The sequence below is a fragment of the Thermostichus sp. OS-CIW-31 genome, from assembly GCF_054060305.1.
The window spans coordinates 1-19,336 of record NZ_JBSSDA010000021.1; the positions used below are offsets into that span (position 1 = coordinate 1).

Sequence of the window (19,336 nt, forward strand, 5' to 3'; positions counted from 1 at the left end):
AACTCGGACGTGAAACGCATCAGCGGCGAATCTACTGGCAGGGCGACCTGCTGGCAACCTAGCTCGGTGCCAGGCCCACCACCCTAACCCAATCAGTAGGGGAGTATCTTGATCAAGTGATAGTGGTTGAGAGCTAGTTTTTGTTCATAGCTCCTCTCTCTTTATAAGAGAGGAGCTCAGGTTTTGCATAAGGTTTCACCTGTCAGTTCAACAGGCTAGATCCCATCCCAAACATTCCTGCATCACCTGGCCCAATAGGTACAGGGATCCGCAGATTACAGCTGGTGGCTCAGTGAGGTTTTTCGGCTTGAGCAACTGAGCCCGAAGAGCGGAGAGATTGGGCAGTGCCCGTGCCGAGGCGAGATGAGGCTGCAGAGTCTGGGCTAGCTGAGCAAGTTGCTCGGGATCCGTCCCAGAGTGGCCGGCAATTGGCAGGGCAAAAAAGCAATCTCCCGGCCGCAGCAGGGTGCTGAGAATGCCCTGGACATCTTTGGTGGTGAGGATGCCCACATACCAGGTGAGGGGGCCGGGTTGATGCTCATCCAGATAGCGACGGAGAGCCTGGGCAGCGGGCAAGTTGTGGGCTCCGTCCATCAGCAACTGACGGGATCCAATCTGCACCCGCTGTAAGCGCCCCGGCCAACGGGTGATGGCAAATCCTTTTTCGACAGCGGCATCCGGGATCCGCCAGCCCTGTTGCTGTAGGGTTTCTACAACGGCAAGAGCTACTGCCGCATTGGTGAGTTGTACATCGCCGCTGAGGGGCAGGGTGAGGAGCTGCCCTCGCCATTGGGCGGTTTGAGGCTCTGACCATTGTAGAGGGTCGACCACCCTCAGGGGGCTTTGCAACTGTTCTGCCTTGGCTTGGATAACTGCTGTGACCTCTGGAGTTTGGGGTGCGCACACTGCCGGGATCCCTGGCTTGAGAATACCCGCCTTTTCAGAGGCAATTTGGGGAAGGCTGTTGCCCAAGCGCTGCCAATGATCCCAGCCGATGGAGGTGATAGCCGTTACCACTGGCTCGATCCCAGCATTGGTAGCATCCAGCCGCCCCCCCAGGCCCACTTCTATCACTGCCACATCCACCTTTTGCCGGCGGAAGTACAGCCAAGCGGCAGCGGTGATAACCTCAAACTGGGTGGGAGAAGCCTCGTCAGGGGCATAGGTTTGTAGGCAGTCCCGCACCTGGGCCAGCGCTTGGCTCCAGTCGTTGGCGGAAATGTATTCCCCGTTCAGCCAAATCCGTTCCCGCCAGTCCACCAAATGGGGAGAGGTGTAGCGGCCCACACGATAGCCTGCCGCCCACAACACGTGGCTGACCCAGGCACAGACAGATCCTTTGCCGTTGGTGCCGGCTACGTGGATGGCCGGGATCCCAGCTTGGGGCTGTCCTAGACGCTGCAGCAAGACTTGCATGCGTTCCAGACTGAGATCCACACCAAAATGGCCCAGGGACTCCAGAAAGGCCGGCCAATCCCAGTCTGGGATCTGGGACAGGGTTAGGGACAAGTTGCTCTGGTTCAAGCAAAGACTCCGTCTTGCCAGGGTAGGTGAGATTTGGGATTTTTTCTAGGGATCAACAATTCTAGAGGTTCACTACAAAAGCGTCACGGATGCCCGGCTGCTTGAGCACCTCTTCCAGGATCCCATCCGGCAGGGGATCGTCCAAGCTGAGCACCATGACTGCATCGCCGCGGATGATCTTGCGCCCCACCTGCATGCTGGCGATGTTGACATTGTAGGCTCCCAGCAAGGTGCCAATCCGCCCGATGATCCCCGGCATATCCCGGTGCAGGGTCATCAGCATGTTGGCGGAAGGGGGCACATTCACCGGGAACTCGTCGATCTGGGTAATCCGCACCTCTCGCTCCCCAATCAACGCCCCCGAAACCGAGCGGATCCCATTGGGGCCATGGGCAATCAACGTCAGGGATCCGGAATAATCTTTCAAGGAGGGATCTCGGGTTTCCACCACCCGGATGCCCCGTTCTTTGGCCTCAATGGAGGCGTTGACGTAGTTGACCCGCTCCCGCAGCGCCAGCGTCAAAAGCCCTTTGAGGGCGGCAATGACGATCGGCTGACCATCTTTTTCTGCCAGATCTCCCTGCAGGCGGATCTCCAACTGGTTGACGCGATCCCCCGCCAATTGGCCAACCAAGTTGCCCAGGGTTTCGGCCAAGTCCAGGTAGGGTCTGAGGTTTTGCAGCACCTCTGCCTGTAAGCCGGGGATGTTCACGGCAGAGCGGGCCGGCAGCCCCAGCAACACATCGCGGATCTGCTCGGCCACATCGATGGCCACATTCACCTGGGCTTCTTCGGTGGAGGCCCCCAAGTGGGGAGTGAGCAGGACTTCTTTGCCCAGGGAAAACAGCGGGGAGTCCTTCAGGGGCTCATTGGCAAATACATCCAAAGCCGCTCCGGCAATTTGGCCGGATTTCAGGGCTTCGTACAGGGCTTGTTCATCCACCAAACCGCCGCGGGCGCAGTTGATCAGGCGGGCGGTCGGCTTCATCATGCGAAAGGTTTCGGCGTTGAACAGGTTGGTGGTTTCAGGGGTTTTGGGAATGTGCAAGGTGATGTAGTCCGATTCCTGCACCAAAGTTGTGAAGTCCACCAGGCGTACCCCCAGTTGCTCGGCCCGCTCCACGGATAGATAGGGGTCATAGGCCAGCAGCTTCATCCCCATCGCCTTGGCAATCTGGGCCACATGGGATCCAATCCGACCCAATCCGACAATCCCCAGCGTTTTTTTGTAGACTTCTACGCCGACAAACTCTTGCCGATTCCACAGGCCCGACTTCAGAGAGGCATTGGCATCGGGTATGTGGCGGGAGAGGGCCATCATCAAGGCAATGGCGTGCTCGGCAGCGGCAATGGTGTTGCCCTCTGGGGAGTTGACCACCAGGATCCCGGCTTTGGTTGCGGCAGGCACATCGATGTTGTCAACGCCAACGCCCGCCCGCCCGATGATTTTTAAGTTCGTCCCCGCCTCGATTACCTCTCGGGTAACCCGTGTACCGGAGCGCACCATGATGGCATCGTAGTTGGGGATGACCGCGATCAACTGCTCTGGGGTGAGCTGAGTTTGCACATCCACCTGAGCGACTTGGGAGAGAATGTCGATCCCCGCCTGATCGATGGGATCTGTGACGATGACTCTGGGCATAAGCAGCGTTAGTCCAGTGGGATGGAGGGCAACAGAAGTAGGGGAACAGATTACCCAAAAAATTGGGTCTAAAGCTCCGTCCTACCGCTACGCAGTTCGCCTTGGCCTCAGGAAGCTGCAGGAGGGCTTTAATGCTATGGTCATCCTTAGCGGCAGGGTAGTCAACCGCTCTGTTTAAGCAAGCGGGCTATAGGCCTTAAGCCCAGCAGTGCGAAGGCCAACGAAGACACGCTGTGAATATTCTGGTCGTCAATGCCGGTTCCAGCAGCCTCAAATCCTCCCTATTTCTGACGGTTGAGGGAAGGGTGGAGGCCACGCCCATCTGGCAAGCCCAGGTGGATTTCACCTACAAGCCGGGGGAGGCCCTCATCCAGACTCGTCGGCGAGGCGGTGGGTGGGAATCTTTTCCCTCCGCTTCACCTGAGGGAGGGATCGGCCAACTGGCCCCGCTGTTTCAAAGCCTCTGGCAAGGGGAGGGATCCCTGCTCCCGCAGGCGGCTGAGATCGGCGGCGTCGGCCATCGGGTGGTGCATGGGGGATCCCTGTACCGGCAGCCCACCTTAATTACGCCAGAGGTGGAGAGGGCGATTGAGCAATTGATCCCCTTGGCTCCGGCCCACAACCCTGCCGCGCTAGCCGGCATCCGTCTGCTAAGGCAACTGTTGCCGGGGATCCCTCAGGTGGCCGTTTTCGACACCGCCTTCCACCAGCAAATGCCTCTGGCCGCAGCCCTTTACCCCCTTCCCTACGCTTGGGCTGAACAAGGGATCCGCCGCTACGGGTTTCATGGCATCAACCACGAGCATTGCGCCCGTCGCGCTGCCGAGATCTTGAACCGACCCCTGGAGGAGTTGCGGCTGATCACTTGTCACCTGGGCAACGGCTGCTCGTTGGCGGCCATTCGCGGGGGCAGAAGTGTGGACACCACCATGGGCTACACCCCCCTGGAGGGCTTGATGATGGGATCCCGGTCGGGGTCAGTGGATCCGGGCATTTTGATCCATCAGTTGCGCCAGGGCATGAGTGTGGATGAACTGGATCGGATCTTGAACCGAGAATCGGGGTTGAAGGGCGTTTCCGGCCTGAGCAGCGATATGCGGGTTGTGTTGGAGGCAATGGAGGCAGGCCATGCCCGGGCGGAGCTGGCTTTCGATCTGTTTGTCCACCGTCTGCGCAGCCAGATTGGGGCAATGCTCATGAGCTTGGATCGGCTGGATGCGCTGGTGTTCTCTGGGGGGATTGGGGAAAACTCGGCGCCGGTGCGGGCAGCAACCTGTGCAGATCTGGGTTTTTTAGGGATCCAGATCGACCCGGTTTTGAATGCCGGATCCCCCCGCAACTGCGATATCAGCACTTCGGATGCTCCGGTGCGGGTTCTGGTGATCTCAGCCCAAGAGGACTGGTCCATTGCCACAGCCTGCCAAAGCCTTTTGCAAGGGGAATAAGCGAAGGATCCCAGGCTGCTTCTCGCCAGGTTCTCTCCTTTCTGCCCGCTGGCTTGGTGAAGATCAACCTCGGACAATAAGCTCAAGAAAGAAGGTCTTTTGAGACTGATACATTCACGCTGAACTCTCCTGAACATGGTTCAGGAAAGAAGCGATCGCATCCTGCCTATCTCTGAGCAGGAAGGCGGTATCCCGCAAAGCCCTGAGGAATACCCCCCGAGCGCTTTCCCCCTTCACTTCCCGGCAACCGTTGCGGTGGACTCAAGGATCAGGGGGAAACTTGGCCTACTATATCCCTCTCAATGACTTTTGCCAAACCGCCTAAAGCTCAGTAAATTCAGCAAAGTTCAGGGTTTTGGGGGTTAGAGGCATGCTCCTTTGGGATCTTTTGGGGATGGAGAAGAGATGATGCAGCGGATACATGAACGGATCCCAGTGCTGGTGCTGCTGAGCAGTGTTCTGGTGGGGTGTGGGGGCACGACCGGCAGCAGCGATCTTCTGCCCCTGCCGCCTCCCATACCTGCTCCGTCCCTCACCATTACTGATCTCTCTCCGCGCACCGTCTCGGTGGGGCAAACCCCGACCTTTGTGGTGTCTTTCCGGGTAGAAGCCCCTGCCGGGATCCGGGGTTCCAACGCCTTTTTGGCTTCCGTCACCACCCCACTGGGCAATTTCGTAACTCTGGGAGCTTTTGATGCCGCTCAGTTGCCCGGCTGCTTCGTTGGGGCGACCACCTGCACCGTTACAGGGCTGACCCTGACCCAGAATCGCTTTACCCTCACTCAAACGGGATCCCATCAGCTCACCATCAGTGTGTTCGATCGGCAGGAGCGGCTGGGCAGCGGCAGTTTCCCATTTACCGGAGTGCTTTGAAAACGGTTTGGATAAAGACACAGAGGATACTAGTCTTGCAGGATCCCCAGAAACTCAAAACTCACTCTAGGCCCTATCTCTCAGGTGGATTTCTGAGGCTTCCGGCCAAGGGATCAGGCCACCTCGGTCAAACTTGAACGGCCTCGCCGTTCCTGAGGAGATCGAGTTTTGTTGCTTCAAATCGGGTGGGGATAAAGTCGAGTATGTAGTCACTCTAAACATCATGGTCTAAACATCATGAATGAAACCTTTCCGTCTGGCTCCCCTCTCCCTCTGGAAGAGGAGCTGAGGGTGGTCGCGGAAGCGGCGCGGAGCGTTTGGGCACGGTCTCCAGCAGGAATGTAACTCGGAGATCCCAACTCAGGTGATCCGGATCAGCGCAAGCCTTTGGTCAGGGGAGTAGGTTATAGTTATCCAAAAAGATAACAATTTTGACGAAAAAGACATCTTCTGCTTTCCCCAAGCTGACCTTTCGATATGCTGAAGCCAATCTAGGGAATGGAGGCGCTGAACTGTGGAGAATGGGATCGTGTGTCAACTCACTTTAGAATGGACCGAGGCCGACCGGCGCCGATCGCAAACGGTTTCGCCTGTTCCCTCCAAGCTGGTTACCATTGGACGGGATCCCAGCTGTGATGTGGTGCTCAATGACCCAACTCGCTCGGTCTCAGGAGTTCACGCCGGGCTTTATTTTGATCCCAAAACCTTAAACTTTCACATTCGCAACTTAACTCGGGATCGTTTGCCTCCTAAGCAGCCCAACCCTGTCTGGGTGAATGGCCGAAAAATGATTCAGGAGGAGCCTGCGCTTGAGGCCAATAGCCAAATTCAGTTGGGGCACATTGTGCTGAGGGTGAAGTCTATAGAAGTGGCCAGGAAGGATCAGGGGGTTCCCCTCAGCCGCGGCACTTTGGACACCCTCAAGGTTAAGTGCAGCCGCCTGGAAAACCCTCACTACCTGCCCCCAGAATATCAGGGTCAGAATTGTCCCTACTGTGGACATTTGGTCTTGAGCGCTACCTTGGTGATCCCTCCTCCAGAAGCTGGCAAAGCCCCACAACCTCCTCTCTAGAGGACCAACCCTTTCTATTCTTCTTAATTCTTCTTACGGATCCCAGTGGCTGATCCAAGTCCGTGGGGGATAGAAAAAAGGGATCCCGGGCAAACCAAAAGTGACCTGTGAGGTCGCGCTGTTCTGTGTTTTCTCAATGGCCTCTTCATGATCTTTGTACATGATCTTTGTAAAGGTGAGCAGAAGCTATGCAAATTCAACTGAGCTGGGAAGATCCCATCACCGAAGAACAGCAGGAGCTGATTTTTCCATTGCCTCTTGCCTTGGGCAGGGAGCTGGCCCAATTGCCACAGGAATGGCAAGGTCGAGAAGTGGCGCGGGCTGTGTTTGCCAGCCAGGAGATCTCCCGTTATCACGCCCTCGTCTATCTCGGTGAGGATGGCCAGGTCATCTATGAAGATCGCAGTGCCAACGGCAGCCGCATCAATGGGGAAAAAATCCGTCAGGCACGCCGGGTGCTCCAGGGGGGAGAAGTGGTGGAGCTTGGCCCCTACAGCATCACCGTGGGTTTGGTGTCCCCCAGGGATCCCAATGCCACCCTTCTGACCGCCACCCCTACTCTTTTGCTGGAGCCGCGCACCGAACTGATTCGCCCGGCCACCCAACCCGACACCGCATTTGAGGTTCCCCCGGCTTCCACGGTGGTTTTTGCCCCAGAGCAGCTTCCCGAGGTGCGGCCTGGCTCGGATTTTCCGCCGCCGGATTTGTTTCGAGCTGAGCAAATTGCCCTGAGCGCCCTCAAAGCCACCGGACTACCTGTGGAAGAGACCCTCTATTTGGCCTTGGGCGGCGGTATCGGCAGCTTTGTCTGGGTGGATACCCTGCGCATCTACGGGGTCAGACCGGAACACATCCGCGTCATCAGCATTGCCCGCAAACCCTACGAACGGTATGAACGGCTTTTGACCAACTGCCAGATCCCCCGCTGGAAGCGAATTCGCTCTGGCTCCGATTCTTGTCCAGACAACATTTGGGGCTGGCCTGGCTATGCTCTGCGGGATGCTTGGCGTTCCTTTTTCTCCGGCCGATTGTTGGAAGCATTCGGCTTTTTGTGGCAGGTATTTAGTGAGCCCTTGTTGGCAGATACCTATACGCCGCGGGCGGGGGATGTATTTGCCTCAATGGATCGGGAGGCAGCCCGAATTGGTTGGGAGCAAATGTTGTGTTACGGCCATATTCGCGCCATTCGCAAAACGGAGGATGGGCGATATGTGGTGGCCTATTCGGCAACGCGGCCCGGCCATACGGATCACCGTTTTATGGTGGCCAAGTATCTCCATTTGGCAACTGGATATCCGGCCATCAAGTTGCTCAACGACCTGCAGGAGTTTCGCGAAAAAACAGGAGATTTGAGATCGGTGGTACACGGCTATGAGCCTCATGATCACGTTTATGAGCAGTTGGAGAAACAAGGCGGCACCGTCCTAATTCGGGGATTTGGGATCGTCGCCTCTCAGGTGATGGAACGCCTTTACGAAGCCCGCAAAGTCAACCCCCGCATCTCGGTGGTGCATCTGAGCCGTGCGCCCAAAAGCGGTAATCGCTTCGGACGAGCCAAACGGGCAGTGGATAACCATTGGGAGTTTCAGCCCTTCAACTGGCCCAAGGGCACTTGGGGAGGAGTTCTGCGTGCCAAATTGGAAGCGGCGACCCCCCTGGAACGGCGCGAACTGCTGGAAGCTTGGGGCGGCACCACGACAGCAAGTCGGCGGAAATGGCGGCGGATCGTGCGGCAAGGGTTGCGAGAGGGCTGGTACTCGATTGTGTTCGGCAAGGTGGAGTCGGTGGTTCCCGGCGACAAGGGTAAGCCGGTAACCTACATTCGAGGTACCCACAACAACACGCAATTAAAGGTGGAGGCCGATTTCGTTATCGACTGTACGGGTTTGGTTTCGGATCCCATGACCAATCCTCTCCTCAACGATCTAATTACCCACTACAACCTGCCCCTCAATCCTCACGGGCGCTTGCATGTCTCCAACGACTTTGAGCTGGTGGAGATGCGCAACCGGGATGGGCGAATGTACGCCGCTGGGATCATCACCTTGGGCGGGCCCTATGCGCCGGTGGATACGTTTTTGGGTTTACAGTACTGTGCCCATCGCTCGGTGGAACACCTGGCTCGACTGCGGGCACCGGGGGTCAAAGGCTTAGAAGGGATCCGATCCCTGTGGCAATGGTGCAAGTGGGCCCTAAACATCAGCCCCTAGCTTGCCGACATTGGGCAACGCTCCTGGATTTTGCCGGATGTTTATGGTTATCAACGCTATTGTTGGCGACACATCATGGCTATTCCCCATCCCGTTGAACCTGGTGAAAGGGGTGTTGCGTTGATCCCCAACTCTTCTATACCAAAGGGGGAAGGGTTGGGGGTGAGGGCCAGAAGGTTCCCTCAAACAGACTGGGGGCGACACGGATCCTGATGATCTCGATTGGCAAAACTGCTGGAGGAAAAGATGACTCCGACCCTGATTGGCCGCTGGCAAACTCGCATTTTCTTATTGGCCACCGTTGGTGTTTTGGCAAGTTTACCCTTTTATTTTGGGATCACTGGACATGGCGGCAGCCTCACCTATTTTTGGGTGCTGTTCTACGTAGGTCTGTTTGGCTGTGTTTGGGATGTCGTTTATAACTATCTGATGGGGTGGATGTGGGATCACGATTGGCCTGGGATCCTTCAGCTTTTGGCCGGCATTTGGGAAGGGCTTTTTTTGGGTACAGTCTTGAAGGTGGTGGGTCTTCCTTATATCCCAACCCAACGGTTTGACTTGGGAGATTTTATTCTCCACTACAGTGTGGTCTGGGTTTGCCTTTACCTCAGCGCTTGGGTGGTAATGCGCATTTTGTTTCCCCGCTGGCGCTTTCGCGGTGGAGAGTGGCTGGGGCCATGGCCGCGCTCCGGCAGCTAGAAAGGGGATCCATTGCCGTTAGAATCGGGCTGGGAGACCTCCCCGGATAAGTCTGTGTTTTGATCAGGTCTGTACAGGCTAAGGGGAGTTGAGACTTGTTGCTGACCCAGATTTTCACCCCATGCAAGCCTGTACCCTGATTGCCCGCGCCAAGATCAACCTCTACCTGGAAATCCTCGGCTCCCGTCCTGATGGGTATTCAGAGGTGGCGATGGTGTTGCAGAGCATTCATTTGGCGGATCGACTGCAGTTGAAGAGCCGTCCTCACGGGATCCACCTCACCTGCGATCGTCCAGAAGTGCCTGCAGATGCCCGCAACCTTGCCTATCAAGCCGCTGAGCTGCTGCAAAAAGAGTGTCACTCTGCCGCTGGCGTGGAGATTCACATCGAAAAGCACATTCCGGTGGCAGCAGGTTTGGCGGGGGGCTCGGCTGATGCGGCGGCGGTTTTGGTGGGGTTAAACCAACTGTGGGGGCTGGGCCTGACGGTGGGAGAGTTGCAGAGTTTGGCAGCCCGCTTGGGATCCGACATTCCCTTCTGTATCCAGGGGGGAACGCAACTGGCCACCGGGCGCGGGGAAGTTTTGGAGCCGCTGGCCGATTGGGAAGGGATCCCTGTGCTACTGGCCAAGCCCAAGCACCTGGGGGTTTCGACTGCCTGGGCCTATCAAGCCTTTCGTTCTCGTCAGGGGAGCTTGGGAGGGGATGCCCTACCCAAACCCACACTGCCCACCTTGCCGCAGGCGTTGGCGGCTCTCAGCCGTCAGGATCCGCCGGCGTTAGCCAGGAGTTTGCGCAATGACTTGGAACAGGTGGTTTTGCCGGAGTACGCGATTGTATGGGAACTGCGCCAAGCTCTTCTCTCGGCGGGGGCCCTGGGATCCCTGATGTCGGGGTCGGGGCCAACGGTCTTCGGAATCATGCCCAGCCTGGAGCTGGCCGCCCAAGTGCGCAACACCCTGCGTCACCAGTTTCAGGATGTAGAGTTTTGGGTGACGCAGTTTGCCCCCACCGGGATTCTGCTGCAGCCGGATCCCTGCAGCCTCAGCCCCACCTAGGGTGTTGGCTGGATTGGCCGGATATGGGATCCCCACCTGACCTTCTCTATCCTCCCCTCCAGTTGACCAAAAAAACTGGGTTACAAGCCCCGCCCTTCTAGGGCGGCTTTTGTAAGATGCTATTAGACAGGAAAGGCAACTTTGCATGTACCTTGTCCGCAAGCTCAAGCTAGGCGTCTCAGAGCAACTGCAGCTGTTGAGCAGGGCAGCAGGCGAGCTGTACTCAAAAGTGCTCGTTCACTTTTGGCGGGTCGTCCGCAAGAAGGGATTGTGGTTAAAGCCTTCCACATTCATGCGTTGGTTTCCCAACGACCCTGAGAATACACTTCATGCCCACAGTGCAGACGCAGTAGTGCAAAGCTTCTTTGCCTCTCTCAAGTCCTGGCGGGAACGCCGCAAAACCGACCCCAACGCCCGTCCACCTCGACGCCGTCGGTACTTCTACAAAGTCCAGTGGAAATCTTCAGCCATCCAAGTCGTCAATGGGAAGCTGCGATTGTCGAACGGGAAAGGCAAGGAGCCCCTGATTGTTAACTGGGCTTGGGATACGCCTGTTTGGGTAGAGATGGGCTGGGATGGCCAGCAGTATGAGCTGAGGGCTTGCTACAAGGTGGGGGATACGCCGCCGGAAGAAGAGGGGGAAGAGAGCAACGTTGCCGCTGTGGATTTGGGTGAGATTCACCCCGCAGTCGCTCATGAGGGGGGACAAACCTACATCGCCAATGGCAGGCTGCTGCGCTCCAAAAGGCGCTACCAGAACAAGCTGCAGGGCAAGCTAGCTCGACTCCTGGCGCGCAAAAAGCGGGGGTCTCGGCGGTGGAAGCGGCTAGTTCGCTCTCAACGTTTGCAGCTCAAGAAGCTACACCACCAAATCCAAGACATTCTGCACAAGCAGACGACCAGACTGGTCTCCACGCTCCACGAGCGAGGCGTGCAGACAGTTGTGATTGGCGACCTTCGGGATATCCGGATGTCTGCCAACTACAACAAAAAGGCGAATCAGAAGATCCACCAGATGTTGCATGGTCAAGTCCGGCATCTCATCACCTACAAAGCTGAGCGGTTGGGGATGAGAGTGGTACTGCAAGATGAGCGGTACAGCTCTCAGGAGTGTCCTGTTTGTGGACAGAGAAACAAGCCCAAAGGTCGTGTGTACAGGTGTGGGTGTGGGTTTGAGTTCCATCGGGACGGGGTGGGGGCAATTAACATCCGCAGGAAGTATCTGGGCTCCGGCCCAGTAGTTGGGGCCATGGCATCCCCCATAGGGTTGAGGTTTCAGCCTCATGCCCTGTGTAGCTCAGTCGGTAGGAGCAATTCTGCTGGCTGAGAAAGCATCCCCGTCCTTTAAGACGGGGAGTATGTCAAATAGTAGGATGAGCACCTGAACTTAACCTTGCGTTTACAGACCGCTGGCCTTAGCGGTCTAGCTACCTCTTCAGCTTTGAACCTTCCTCATGCCGCCCATCACCAAGATCCTGATTGCCAACCGGGGTGAGATCGCCCTGCGCATCATCCGTACCTGTCAGGAAATGGGGATCCGCACCGTGGCCGTCTACTCCACCGCGGATCAAAACTCGCTGCACGTCCAACTGGCAGACGAGGCCGTTTGTGTGGGAGATGCCCCGGTGGCCAAAAGCTACCTCAACATTCCCAACATCATCTCGGCAGCCCTCACCCGCGGGGCCACTGCCATTCATCCGGGCTATGGGTTCTTGGCGGAGAATGCCAAATTTGCCGAGATGTGTGCCGACCACAACTTGATCTTCATCGGCCCCTCGCCAGAGGCGATGCGCAAGATGGGCGACAAGGCCACGGCCCGCGAGACCATGCAAGCGGTGGGGGTGCCGACGGTGCCGGGCAGCCGCGGGTTGATCACCTCTGAGGAGGAGGCAGTGAAGCTGGCGGAGAAAATCGGCTACCCCGTGATCATCAAAGCCACCGCCGGTGGCGGGGGGCGGGGTATGCGGGTGGCGCGGGATGCCCAGGAGCTGCTGAAGATGCTGCGCACCGCTCAGGGGGAAGCCCAAGCAGCCTTTGGCAACGGCGGGGTTTACTTGGAGAAGTTCATCGAGCGCCCCCGTCATGTGGAGTTTCAAATCTTGGCGGATAGTCAGGGCAATGTGGTGCATCTGTACGAGCGGGATTGCTCCATTCAACGGCGGCATCAAAAGCTGTTGGAAGAGGCCCCCAGCCCGGCTTTGACTGCAAGCTTGCGCGCCCGCATGGGAGCAGCGGCGGTGAAAGCGGCCAAGGTGGTGAATTATGTGGGGGTGGGCACGGTGGAGTTTTTGCTGGACAAAAATGGCCAGTTCTACTTCATCGAGATGAACACCCGCATCCAGGTGGAGCACCCGGTTACCGAGATGGTGACAGGGCTGGATCTGATTGCCGAGCAGATTCGCATTGCCCAAGGTCAACCCCTGACCTTTCGCCAGAAGGATGTGGAACTGCGGGGCCATGCCATCGAATGCCGCATCAACGCCGAGGATCCCAAGCAGCAGTTTCGGCCTTGCGCCGGCACGATCAGCGCCTATTTGCCCCCTGGGGGGCCGGGGGTGCGCATGGATTCCCACATCTACACCGACTACACCATTCCCCCCTACTACGATTCGCTGTTGGGCAAGCTGATCGTCTGGGGGCCTAACCGGGCAGCAGCCATCCGCCGCATGCAGCGGGCTTTGGGGGAATGCGCCATCACCGGGGTGCCCACCACGATCCCTTTCCACCAGCAGATCCTGCGCCACGAGGCTTTTTTGCGGGGCGAGGTGTACACGGATTTCATCACCCAACACCTGCTGCCCGGCCAGTAGCCATCGACTCTCAGGTCGGGATCCCTCTCTGGACAGCAGCTGGCCACAAGTTGAGGATAAAGTTAAGGGCTAGCAGAGGGATGGAGGTGGCAGGATGAGGGAGCCTCGATCGGGCTGGGCTCAGGAGACCCATCCCCAGAGTCAGCCGACTGGCCCTGTTCCCAGCCTCAGCCATCTGGCGGCGCAATTTTTGCAGGAGCGGCAGCGGGATCTGGCCCCGGCTAGCCGCCGCACCTATCGCATCGCTCTGGAGCAGTTTGCCAAAACTTGCCCCGTGCCGCTGCCCCAGGTGCAGCCTGCCCACGTCCAGTCCTTTTTGAACAGCTTGAAGGGCCGTCCGTTTCGCAACCGCTCCGGCCAGCGGATCCACCCGCCCGCCTCTCCGGCCACCTACAACCTGAAGCGGTTGGCCTTGCAGCAATTTTTTGAATGGGCCAGCCAACGGGGCTACCTTCAGGATCCCCTGCCCACTCAAGCCATTCGACCTGCCCGCCTACCCGCTCGTTTGCCTCGCGATCTGGATCGGTTGTTGTTGCAGCGGGTGTTGCAGCGGGCCCAAAACCATTCTCTGCGCTACGCGGCTTTGATTCGCCTGATGCTGGAGTGCGGGCTGCGGGCCCAGGAGCTGTTGGACTTAACCGTTCAAGATTTTCAAATCAGCCCTGAGGGATCCCTGTTGGAAGTGCGCTGTGGCAAGGGGAGTAAACCTCGCGCTGTGGCAGTAGGGGATCCCCTCTCCGAGCTGTTGCAACAGTATCTGAGCCGAGAACGGGGCCCGTGCGCGCCGACGGATCCCTTGTTTGTTTCCCAATCTCGCTGCTTGGCCTACCGGGGGCGCCCCCTCACCTACGATGGCCTGCGGCATATTGTGCTCAAGCTAACCGAGCCTGAGCCGGGACATCAAACCCCCCACCAGTTTCGCCACAGTTTTGCCACCTTGTTGCTGGATCGCGGCGTTGCCCCCGAACACATTCAGCACTTGCTGGGCCACACAACTGCCGCCATGACGATGCGCTACACCCAGCGGGCCAACTTGAGAGCAGCCATCGCCCGTTCCCGCGAGATCTTAAATCAGGGCTTGGTTTAGGGATCCCTGGCTGTACTATGGCCTCTGTCGTTTCCAGTGAGACAGACGCGGATTGCTCGCAGAAAGAGGGATCCCCAAAAAGAGATCAAGGATCCTCAAGGACGGACAAACCTGACTAAGGTGGTTGGAATGACCTGAAAACAACCGATAACCAATGGGTTATTTCAAGTTACACGCTGGAGAGGAATGTAGAGCACATGCTCTCTCCCCTTGCCAATGGGCAACTGCGGCCCAAGACTGGCCTTCTGTTGTCCCAACCAGATGATCAGGTTTTTGTTCTCAGGATAGTATTCCAAAACATACTTGATGAAGTCATCAATTGTACATGGCTCGTTGAAACCTCCCATCCACTGATGAAAGTGGCTATGCACTTCGCTGGCTATAGTAATCAGGTTGGAAAGATTTGCTGCAATCTTTGGATAGTGCGCTTCAGAGTAGAGATGGTGAACCGTTAGGCTACTGGCTGTTTTTCGAGTAACTCTACAGAGATTTTTATCCCTTCTTCTTGCAAGCTCTTTTGCTCTTTCTATCTGCCTTTGTCTATCCTGGATTGTCTTGACGATTGCCTGAATCTGGGGTTCAATGCGTTCGCCAACATCTCGACACCAGTCTTTTCTGTGGTTTTGCTTGAGGACTTCTACCATAATCTTGGCAAGCTCATAGATGCCTCGCAAAGAGAGGTAGACAGTGTCGTCGTTGCCAAAGCGTGTGTAATGAACGTCTTTGATGAGTTTACTTTGTTTTGATGCAATCTCAAGCGCTTTCTTAAGGTAATCAGTTCGAGTTCCAAAGATCGTCACAACATCTTGAAGAGATAGCCAAAACTGATCTTGTCTTCTGACCAGAGAGGAGCTGTTTTCGAGGATCCTATGATCCACCAGAGCCTTCTGCCTCTTGCGATACTCTTCCTTGAACCAATTCCTAATGCTTGTGCTAATGCTTGTGTCTGTAGAGTACTTACGACCTTGCTCTGACCTAGACCTTAAAAAGGATAAAATGGCGTAAGCACCAGACTGCGTGTATTCTCTCAGCCCCGAACTTTTGTTGATAACGCGATAGTCTTTACCTTCCACCAGTTCCCACTCATCATCAGGGATACTGTCAAAGTAGGCTTCAATCTCCCTGAGTTCCTCAAGGCTGATACCCAAAAATTCGGCGAGCTTGTTTGAAGAAACATAGACTATAGCCATTGCTCAAATTTCTCCGTAAGGCTTTTGTAGAAGAGAGTCAATCGCTGGAAAATTTTGTCATCCCCGGTTGGAGAATCGGGATGGTAGATCTTGCTCAGGCGATAAAAGGCAGCTTTGATGTCCTCATTGGTAGCTCGATCGGGGTCAAGTCCAAAAACCCGCCATGGCAAGTCGTACTTGAAGATGTTGATCCCGTTGATGCAGCCATACCCCTCTTCCCCCTCTTCGTTGGGAAGGATCCCGATGTGCTGACGATAAATGCGCTCCAAATCGTCTATGTTGGATAAGCTCAGCTTGCCCATGCCGCTGGTTGCCAGTTTGAAGCTGGCTGACTTTCTCAGCTCGGCTGCGTTTTTAACGCCAAAGTGGTTGTAAATCGCTTTCTGCAGCTCTTTGACAGACAACCGAGGCGGTGGCTGTAGCTGCCTGACCACAAACCGCGCAAAATTCTCCAGGAGTTCCTTAGAGATGCCGTAGGTATCGGAAAGGCGCTGGATTTCTGCAGCAATCGCCCCTTGCGGATCGGGCTTGGTCTCTTCTCTTGAGGTTGCCCTAGTTGTTTTTGGTTTTGTGCTGGCGGCTTTTTTGGGCATGGCTTCCCCTCAAGTCAGTGATGCCAAGTGTAGATCCGCACAAAACTTATAGGCTGTCTGTGAATTTATTTGCACAATGATGCAGACAATCTTAGGTCAGTGTAACAATGTTGCCGGTACCTGTAAAGCTTTGCACCACATAAGCTTCGCCATACCGATGCCCAGTTGGATGGCTTGGTGTGGGGAGCAGATCCGCACTGGGCGGCCCCGCAGGCGAATCTCGCCAGCATCCGGCTGGTAGAGGCCCGCCAGCATGTTCATCAGGGTGGTTTTCCCGGCGCCATTCTCCCCCCGGAGAGCGTAAATCTCCCCGGCCCGTAGTTCAAAGTCCACGCTAGAGCGCCCCCAGCTTGCCTGTTCGGTTGAGTTCCCCCGCCAGGATCCCTACCAGACAGGCTCTCTCATAAAAAGGCTGATCATAAATGGAAGGCTCTCTGAAGAAAGAGGTACACAGGTTGAGTACCACCTTTCCTTGGCAGTGAACGTATTTCCGGCTACTTTTCAGCGCCAACTTGGGGCCGCCCCTTCAGCTTTTGGGGATCAGTCGCTTCGGACAGGCAGCACGGATATGGGATTCGCTCAGGTCGGGCATGAGAGCCAAGGCCCGCTGAGCATCAATTTGCGCTTCGCACACTGCCTCCAGTACCTGCTCAGCCATCAAGGAAAGGGGCATATCGGCGGTTTGCTCGGGATCGGTATCCACGGAAATTTGTCGGACTCTCACAGGGGGGGGTGGTAACACCGGCGGAGCTGCCTGCGGGGATAGGGTGGTGGAAGTGCCCACCTCCAACTGCGCTTCTGCCAGGGCCACACCGCGCCCCACCATCAACAGGGATCCCAGCAACAGGAGCCATCCCAGCCCACGCCCCCCTTTGCGGAACTGAGTCGGAGCCTTCTGCTGTCGCTCAAGGCTGCTGATGTTTACGGCCCTCTTGAACCTGTCACCGAGCATGTTACCTCTCCGAAACCACCCCTTTGCTCAAGATATCCAACACAACTTGAATTTGCAGTAGGCTATCGTTGGCCCTCCAGGTAGTGCCCACCCGTTGCCAAACTTTGCCCGCTCCAGCCCTGCCCCCTCTATGGCCCGTCTGTCTCAAGAGCTAGCCCGGTTTTCCCGCCTTCCCGAGAGCCCAGAGCAACCCGAACCCTCCCCGGAAGGGTTGATCCGCATCGAAGACATTCTAAAACTGGCGGGCGAGCGCAGTTTTGGCTTGTTTTTGGCGGTGCTCTCTTTCCCTTCTGCTTTGCCTCTGCCGGCTCCCGGCTATTCCACTCCCTTTGGCGTGGTCATCCTGTTGCTGGCCGCACAAATGCTGGCAGGGCGAACCACTCCTTGGCTGCCGAAATGGGTGTTGCAGACCTCTATTGAACGGAAGCATTTTCAAAAGTGGGTGCAGGCCGGGATCCCGTGGCTGCAGCGGATTGAAAAGATTGCCCGTCCCCGCTGGCGGCAGCTCTGCACCACACGGCTTGGCCAAGTCTGGCTGGGCACCTGGATTGGCTTGATGGGGATTTCCATGATCATCCCCGTTCCAGGCACCAACACTCTGCCGGCGATGGGGGTTTTCGTCACCGCCTTTGGGCTTTTGGAAGAAGACGGGATCCTGTGCAGCTTGGGATCCCTGATCTGTGTGGCAGGGGGGCTGCTGACCACTTCCATTTTGCTCGGCCTGTGGTTGGGGGGAACAACCCTTTTGGATTGGCTGGGGAGATAGCCGTGCCGACACCGCTTATTCCGGCCTTGCACCGGTTATCGGGATGTCGGGGCCAGCGCCAGATCCTGAGTGAGGCGCAACTCGATCACCTGATTGGGATCCAGCACCACCACCTGTGGTGCCGTTACATTGCCAATTACCGCTCCGGCCACCCCCGCCCCCAGCACTTCTTCTGTGGCAATGGCATTGTCTCCGGTTACCAAGCCGAGAATGGCGCCCGCTGCCGCGCCGATGGCCGCATCCTGAATGATTTTGCCTGTGGTGGTGTAGCGGGGATCCTTGACATCGTGAATGATGTCTGACTGGGCAGCCAAGGGGAACAGTTGGTTGTTGACGATAATGCTTTCCGCCACAAAACGGGTGCCCCCTGGGGCCGGCTCAAAGCGGCCATCCACCCGTGAGCCAAAAGGCACCAGAATATCCCCCTGGGCGTTGCGAATCGGGTTGCGGACGATCAAAGACATGGGCCGGGTTTCGTTGGGGGCAATGAAGAGGCGCTCGTTGAAGGGGGTGGTGGTTTGCATCAAGGTGCCCGCCGCCAGCGTGGAAAGGCGCAGGTCAAAGCCTGGCTGGGAACCGGAGGGCAAGCCCCCTGGGTTTTGCGCCACCAAGGATCCCCGGTTAAGCATGGCCTGGTGGGTGAAGGCTGCTACCTCGGCGCGAGTGGCGGGACGGTTGGGTTCCAAGAGCATCGGGTCTGGATAATTGACGATCAACCCGGCGCGGTTGGCCGCCGCAATTTGCGCCAGGGCCCAATTGGGGATGGCTGCCGCATCTCGGTAGCGGCTGAAGAGATCTCCGGGCTGAGCGGCTGGGATCGCTCCCGTGTTGCCAATGGCGTTGGTCAAGACCACCAGCGCTTCGGTGCGGGTAACGGGCTGCTCAGGACGGAAGGTGCCATCGGGAAAGCCTGCCACCAGGTTGTTGGCTGCTGCCGTCGAGATGGCGCTGGCTGCCCAGTGGGTGGGGGGCACATCCCGGAAGCCGATGAAAGTACCGGAGGTATTGCGGAGGCGGAAAGCGGTATTGACAATGGTGGCAAACTGAGCGCGGGTAACCGGCTCATTGGGGCGGAAGGTGCCATCGGGGAAGCCGTTCAACACTCCTTGAGCGGAGAGGGTCTCAATGTAGGCTTGGGCCCAGTGACCAAAGGTGTCGCGGAAGGGAGCGGCCATGGCCACCTGGCAGTGGATGCCCAAGACAGCTCCCGATAGGAGTATGCCTGCTGCACGTGGAGTTAAAAGAGAGGGAAACATCGTTCGTTCACCGAGTTGTCGTAGCGCCCATCGCTGGGTCAATGGCTACTCTTATTCTGGCTATTTCCTCAGTGATGACAATGGCGGAAACCCTTGCTCTGAGGTAATTTGAGCGTTTCTAACCTAAGATTTGCAGCAAAACGCAACTGCGGAGGATTGA

The 19,336-nt window shown here is 57.1% G+C and carries 16 protein-coding genes and 1 pseudogene; 10 read left to right on the top strand and 7 right to left on the bottom strand.

All coding sequences use genetic code 11. The features are described from left to right. Window positions 1–207: 207 nt before the first annotated feature. Entirely contained in the window at window positions 208–1,509 is a 1,302-nt protein-coding gene (locus tag ACVWY9_RS11585) for a bifunctional folylpolyglutamate synthase/dihydrofolate synthase (protein ID WP_457388516.1), read from the bottom strand. A gap of 76 nt (window positions 1,510–1,585) precedes the next feature. Then, window positions 1,586–3,166, bottom strand: coding sequence for a phosphoglycerate dehydrogenase (gene serA, locus ACVWY9_RS11590; RefSeq protein ID WP_011433001.1), 1,581 nt, complete (start codon window positions 3,164–3,166; stop codon window positions 1,586–1,588). A 233-nt stretch (window positions 3,167–3,399) separates the two neighbouring features. On the opposite strand from serA, the gene ACVWY9_RS11595 reads away from it, so the two are divergent. The 9 genes from ACVWY9_RS11595 to ACVWY9_RS11635 all read left to right on the top strand — a co-directional run bounded on the left by ACVWY9_RS11595 (window position 3,400) and on the right by ACVWY9_RS11635 (window position 14,419). After that, the gene (locus ACVWY9_RS11595; RefSeq protein ID WP_457388463.1) at window positions 3,400–4,611 is read left to right on the top strand and encodes an acetate kinase; all 1,212 of its coding nucleotides are present in this window, start codon (window positions 3,400–3,402) and stop codon (window positions 4,609–4,611) included. A 405-nt stretch (window positions 4,612–5,016) separates the two neighbouring features. Further along, window positions 5,017–5,484, top strand: coding sequence for a hypothetical protein (locus ACVWY9_RS11600; RefSeq protein ID WP_457388465.1), 468 nt, complete (start codon window positions 5,017–5,019; stop codon window positions 5,482–5,484). Window positions 5,485–6,013: 529 nt separating this feature from the next. Then, window positions 6,014–6,556: an FHA domain-containing protein gene (locus ACVWY9_RS11605; protein ID WP_414416832.1), complete on the top strand. Its 543-nt coding sequence runs from the start codon at window positions 6,014–6,016 to the stop codon at window positions 6,554–6,556. 188 nt (window positions 6,557–6,744) lie between these two features. Next, a complete protein-coding gene (locus ACVWY9_RS11610) occupies window positions 6,745–8,766 on the top strand; it encodes an FHA domain-containing protein (RefSeq protein ID WP_414382798.1) in 2,022 nt (673 codons plus the stop codon). A gap of 246 nt (window positions 8,767–9,012) precedes the next feature. Beyond that, window positions 9,013–9,465 carry a hypothetical protein gene (locus ACVWY9_RS11615; protein ID WP_011431474.1) on the top strand — a complete coding sequence of 151 codons (453 nt, stop codon included), beginning with the start codon at window positions 9,013–9,015 and terminating at the stop codon, window positions 9,463–9,465. A gap of 121 nt (window positions 9,466–9,586) precedes the next feature. Continuing rightward, window positions 9,587–10,522, top strand: coding sequence for a 4-(cytidine 5'-diphospho)-2-C-methyl-D-erythritol kinase (gene ispE / locus ACVWY9_RS11620; protein WP_457388518.1), 936 nt, complete (start codon window positions 9,587–9,589; stop codon window positions 10,520–10,522). A 145-nt stretch (window positions 10,523–10,667) separates the two neighbouring features. Further along, entirely contained in the window at window positions 10,668–11,849 is a 1,182-nt protein-coding gene (locus ACVWY9_RS11625; RefSeq protein WP_457388468.1) for an RNA-guided endonuclease InsQ/TnpB family protein, read from the top strand. A 127-nt stretch (window positions 11,850–11,976) separates the two neighbouring features. After that, a complete protein-coding gene (gene accC / locus ACVWY9_RS11630) occupies window positions 11,977–13,332 on the top strand; it encodes an acetyl-CoA carboxylase biotin carboxylase subunit (RefSeq protein ID WP_414332260.1) in 1,356 nt (451 codons plus the stop codon). Window positions 13,333–13,426: 94 nt separating this feature from the next. Next, the gene (locus tag ACVWY9_RS11635; RefSeq protein ID WP_011433008.1) at window positions 13,427–14,419 is read left to right on the top strand and encodes a tyrosine-type recombinase/integrase; all 993 of its coding nucleotides are present in this window, start codon (window positions 13,427–13,429) and stop codon (window positions 14,417–14,419) included. Between the two features lie 164 nt (window positions 14,420–14,583). Here ACVWY9_RS11635 and ACVWY9_RS11640 read toward each other — a convergent pair whose 3' ends face one another. The 4 genes and pseudogenes from ACVWY9_RS11640 to ACVWY9_RS11655 form a co-directional block, all read right to left on the bottom strand. Next, the gene (locus tag ACVWY9_RS11640) at window positions 14,584–15,609 is read right to left on the bottom strand and encodes a hypothetical protein (RefSeq protein ID WP_011433009.1); all 1,026 of its coding nucleotides are present in this window, start codon (window positions 15,607–15,609) and stop codon (window positions 14,584–14,586) included. After that, window positions 15,600–16,202: a J domain-containing protein gene (locus ACVWY9_RS11645; RefSeq protein ID WP_083757641.1), complete on the bottom strand. Its 603-nt coding sequence runs from the start codon at window positions 16,200–16,202 to the stop codon at window positions 15,600–15,602. The genes ACVWY9_RS11640 and ACVWY9_RS11645 overlap by 10 nt, the downstream gene beginning before the upstream one ends. Window positions 16,203–16,352: 150 nt before the next feature. Beyond that, window positions 16,353–16,535 (bottom strand): annotated as a pseudogene (locus ACVWY9_RS11650) (ATP-binding cassette domain-containing protein); the annotation flags it as partial. A gap of 193 nt (window positions 16,536–16,728) precedes the next feature. Further along, entirely contained in the window at window positions 16,729–17,154 is a 426-nt protein-coding gene (locus ACVWY9_RS11655; protein ID WP_457388472.1) for a hypothetical protein, read from the bottom strand. A 130-nt stretch (window positions 17,155–17,284) separates the two neighbouring features. On the opposite strand from ACVWY9_RS11655, the gene ACVWY9_RS11660 reads away from it, so the two are divergent. Then, on the top strand, window positions 17,285–17,920 hold the full coding sequence (locus ACVWY9_RS11660; RefSeq protein ID WP_457388474.1) for an exopolysaccharide biosynthesis protein: 636 nt from the start codon (window positions 17,285–17,287) through the stop codon (window positions 17,918–17,920). 35 nt (window positions 17,921–17,955) lie between these two features. Here ACVWY9_RS11660 and ACVWY9_RS11665 read toward each other — a convergent pair whose 3' ends face one another. Beyond that, entirely contained in the window at window positions 17,956–19,119 is a 1,164-nt protein-coding gene (locus ACVWY9_RS11665; RefSeq protein WP_457388476.1) for an S-layer homology domain-containing protein, read from the bottom strand. Window positions 19,120–19,336: the final 217 nt, after the last annotated feature.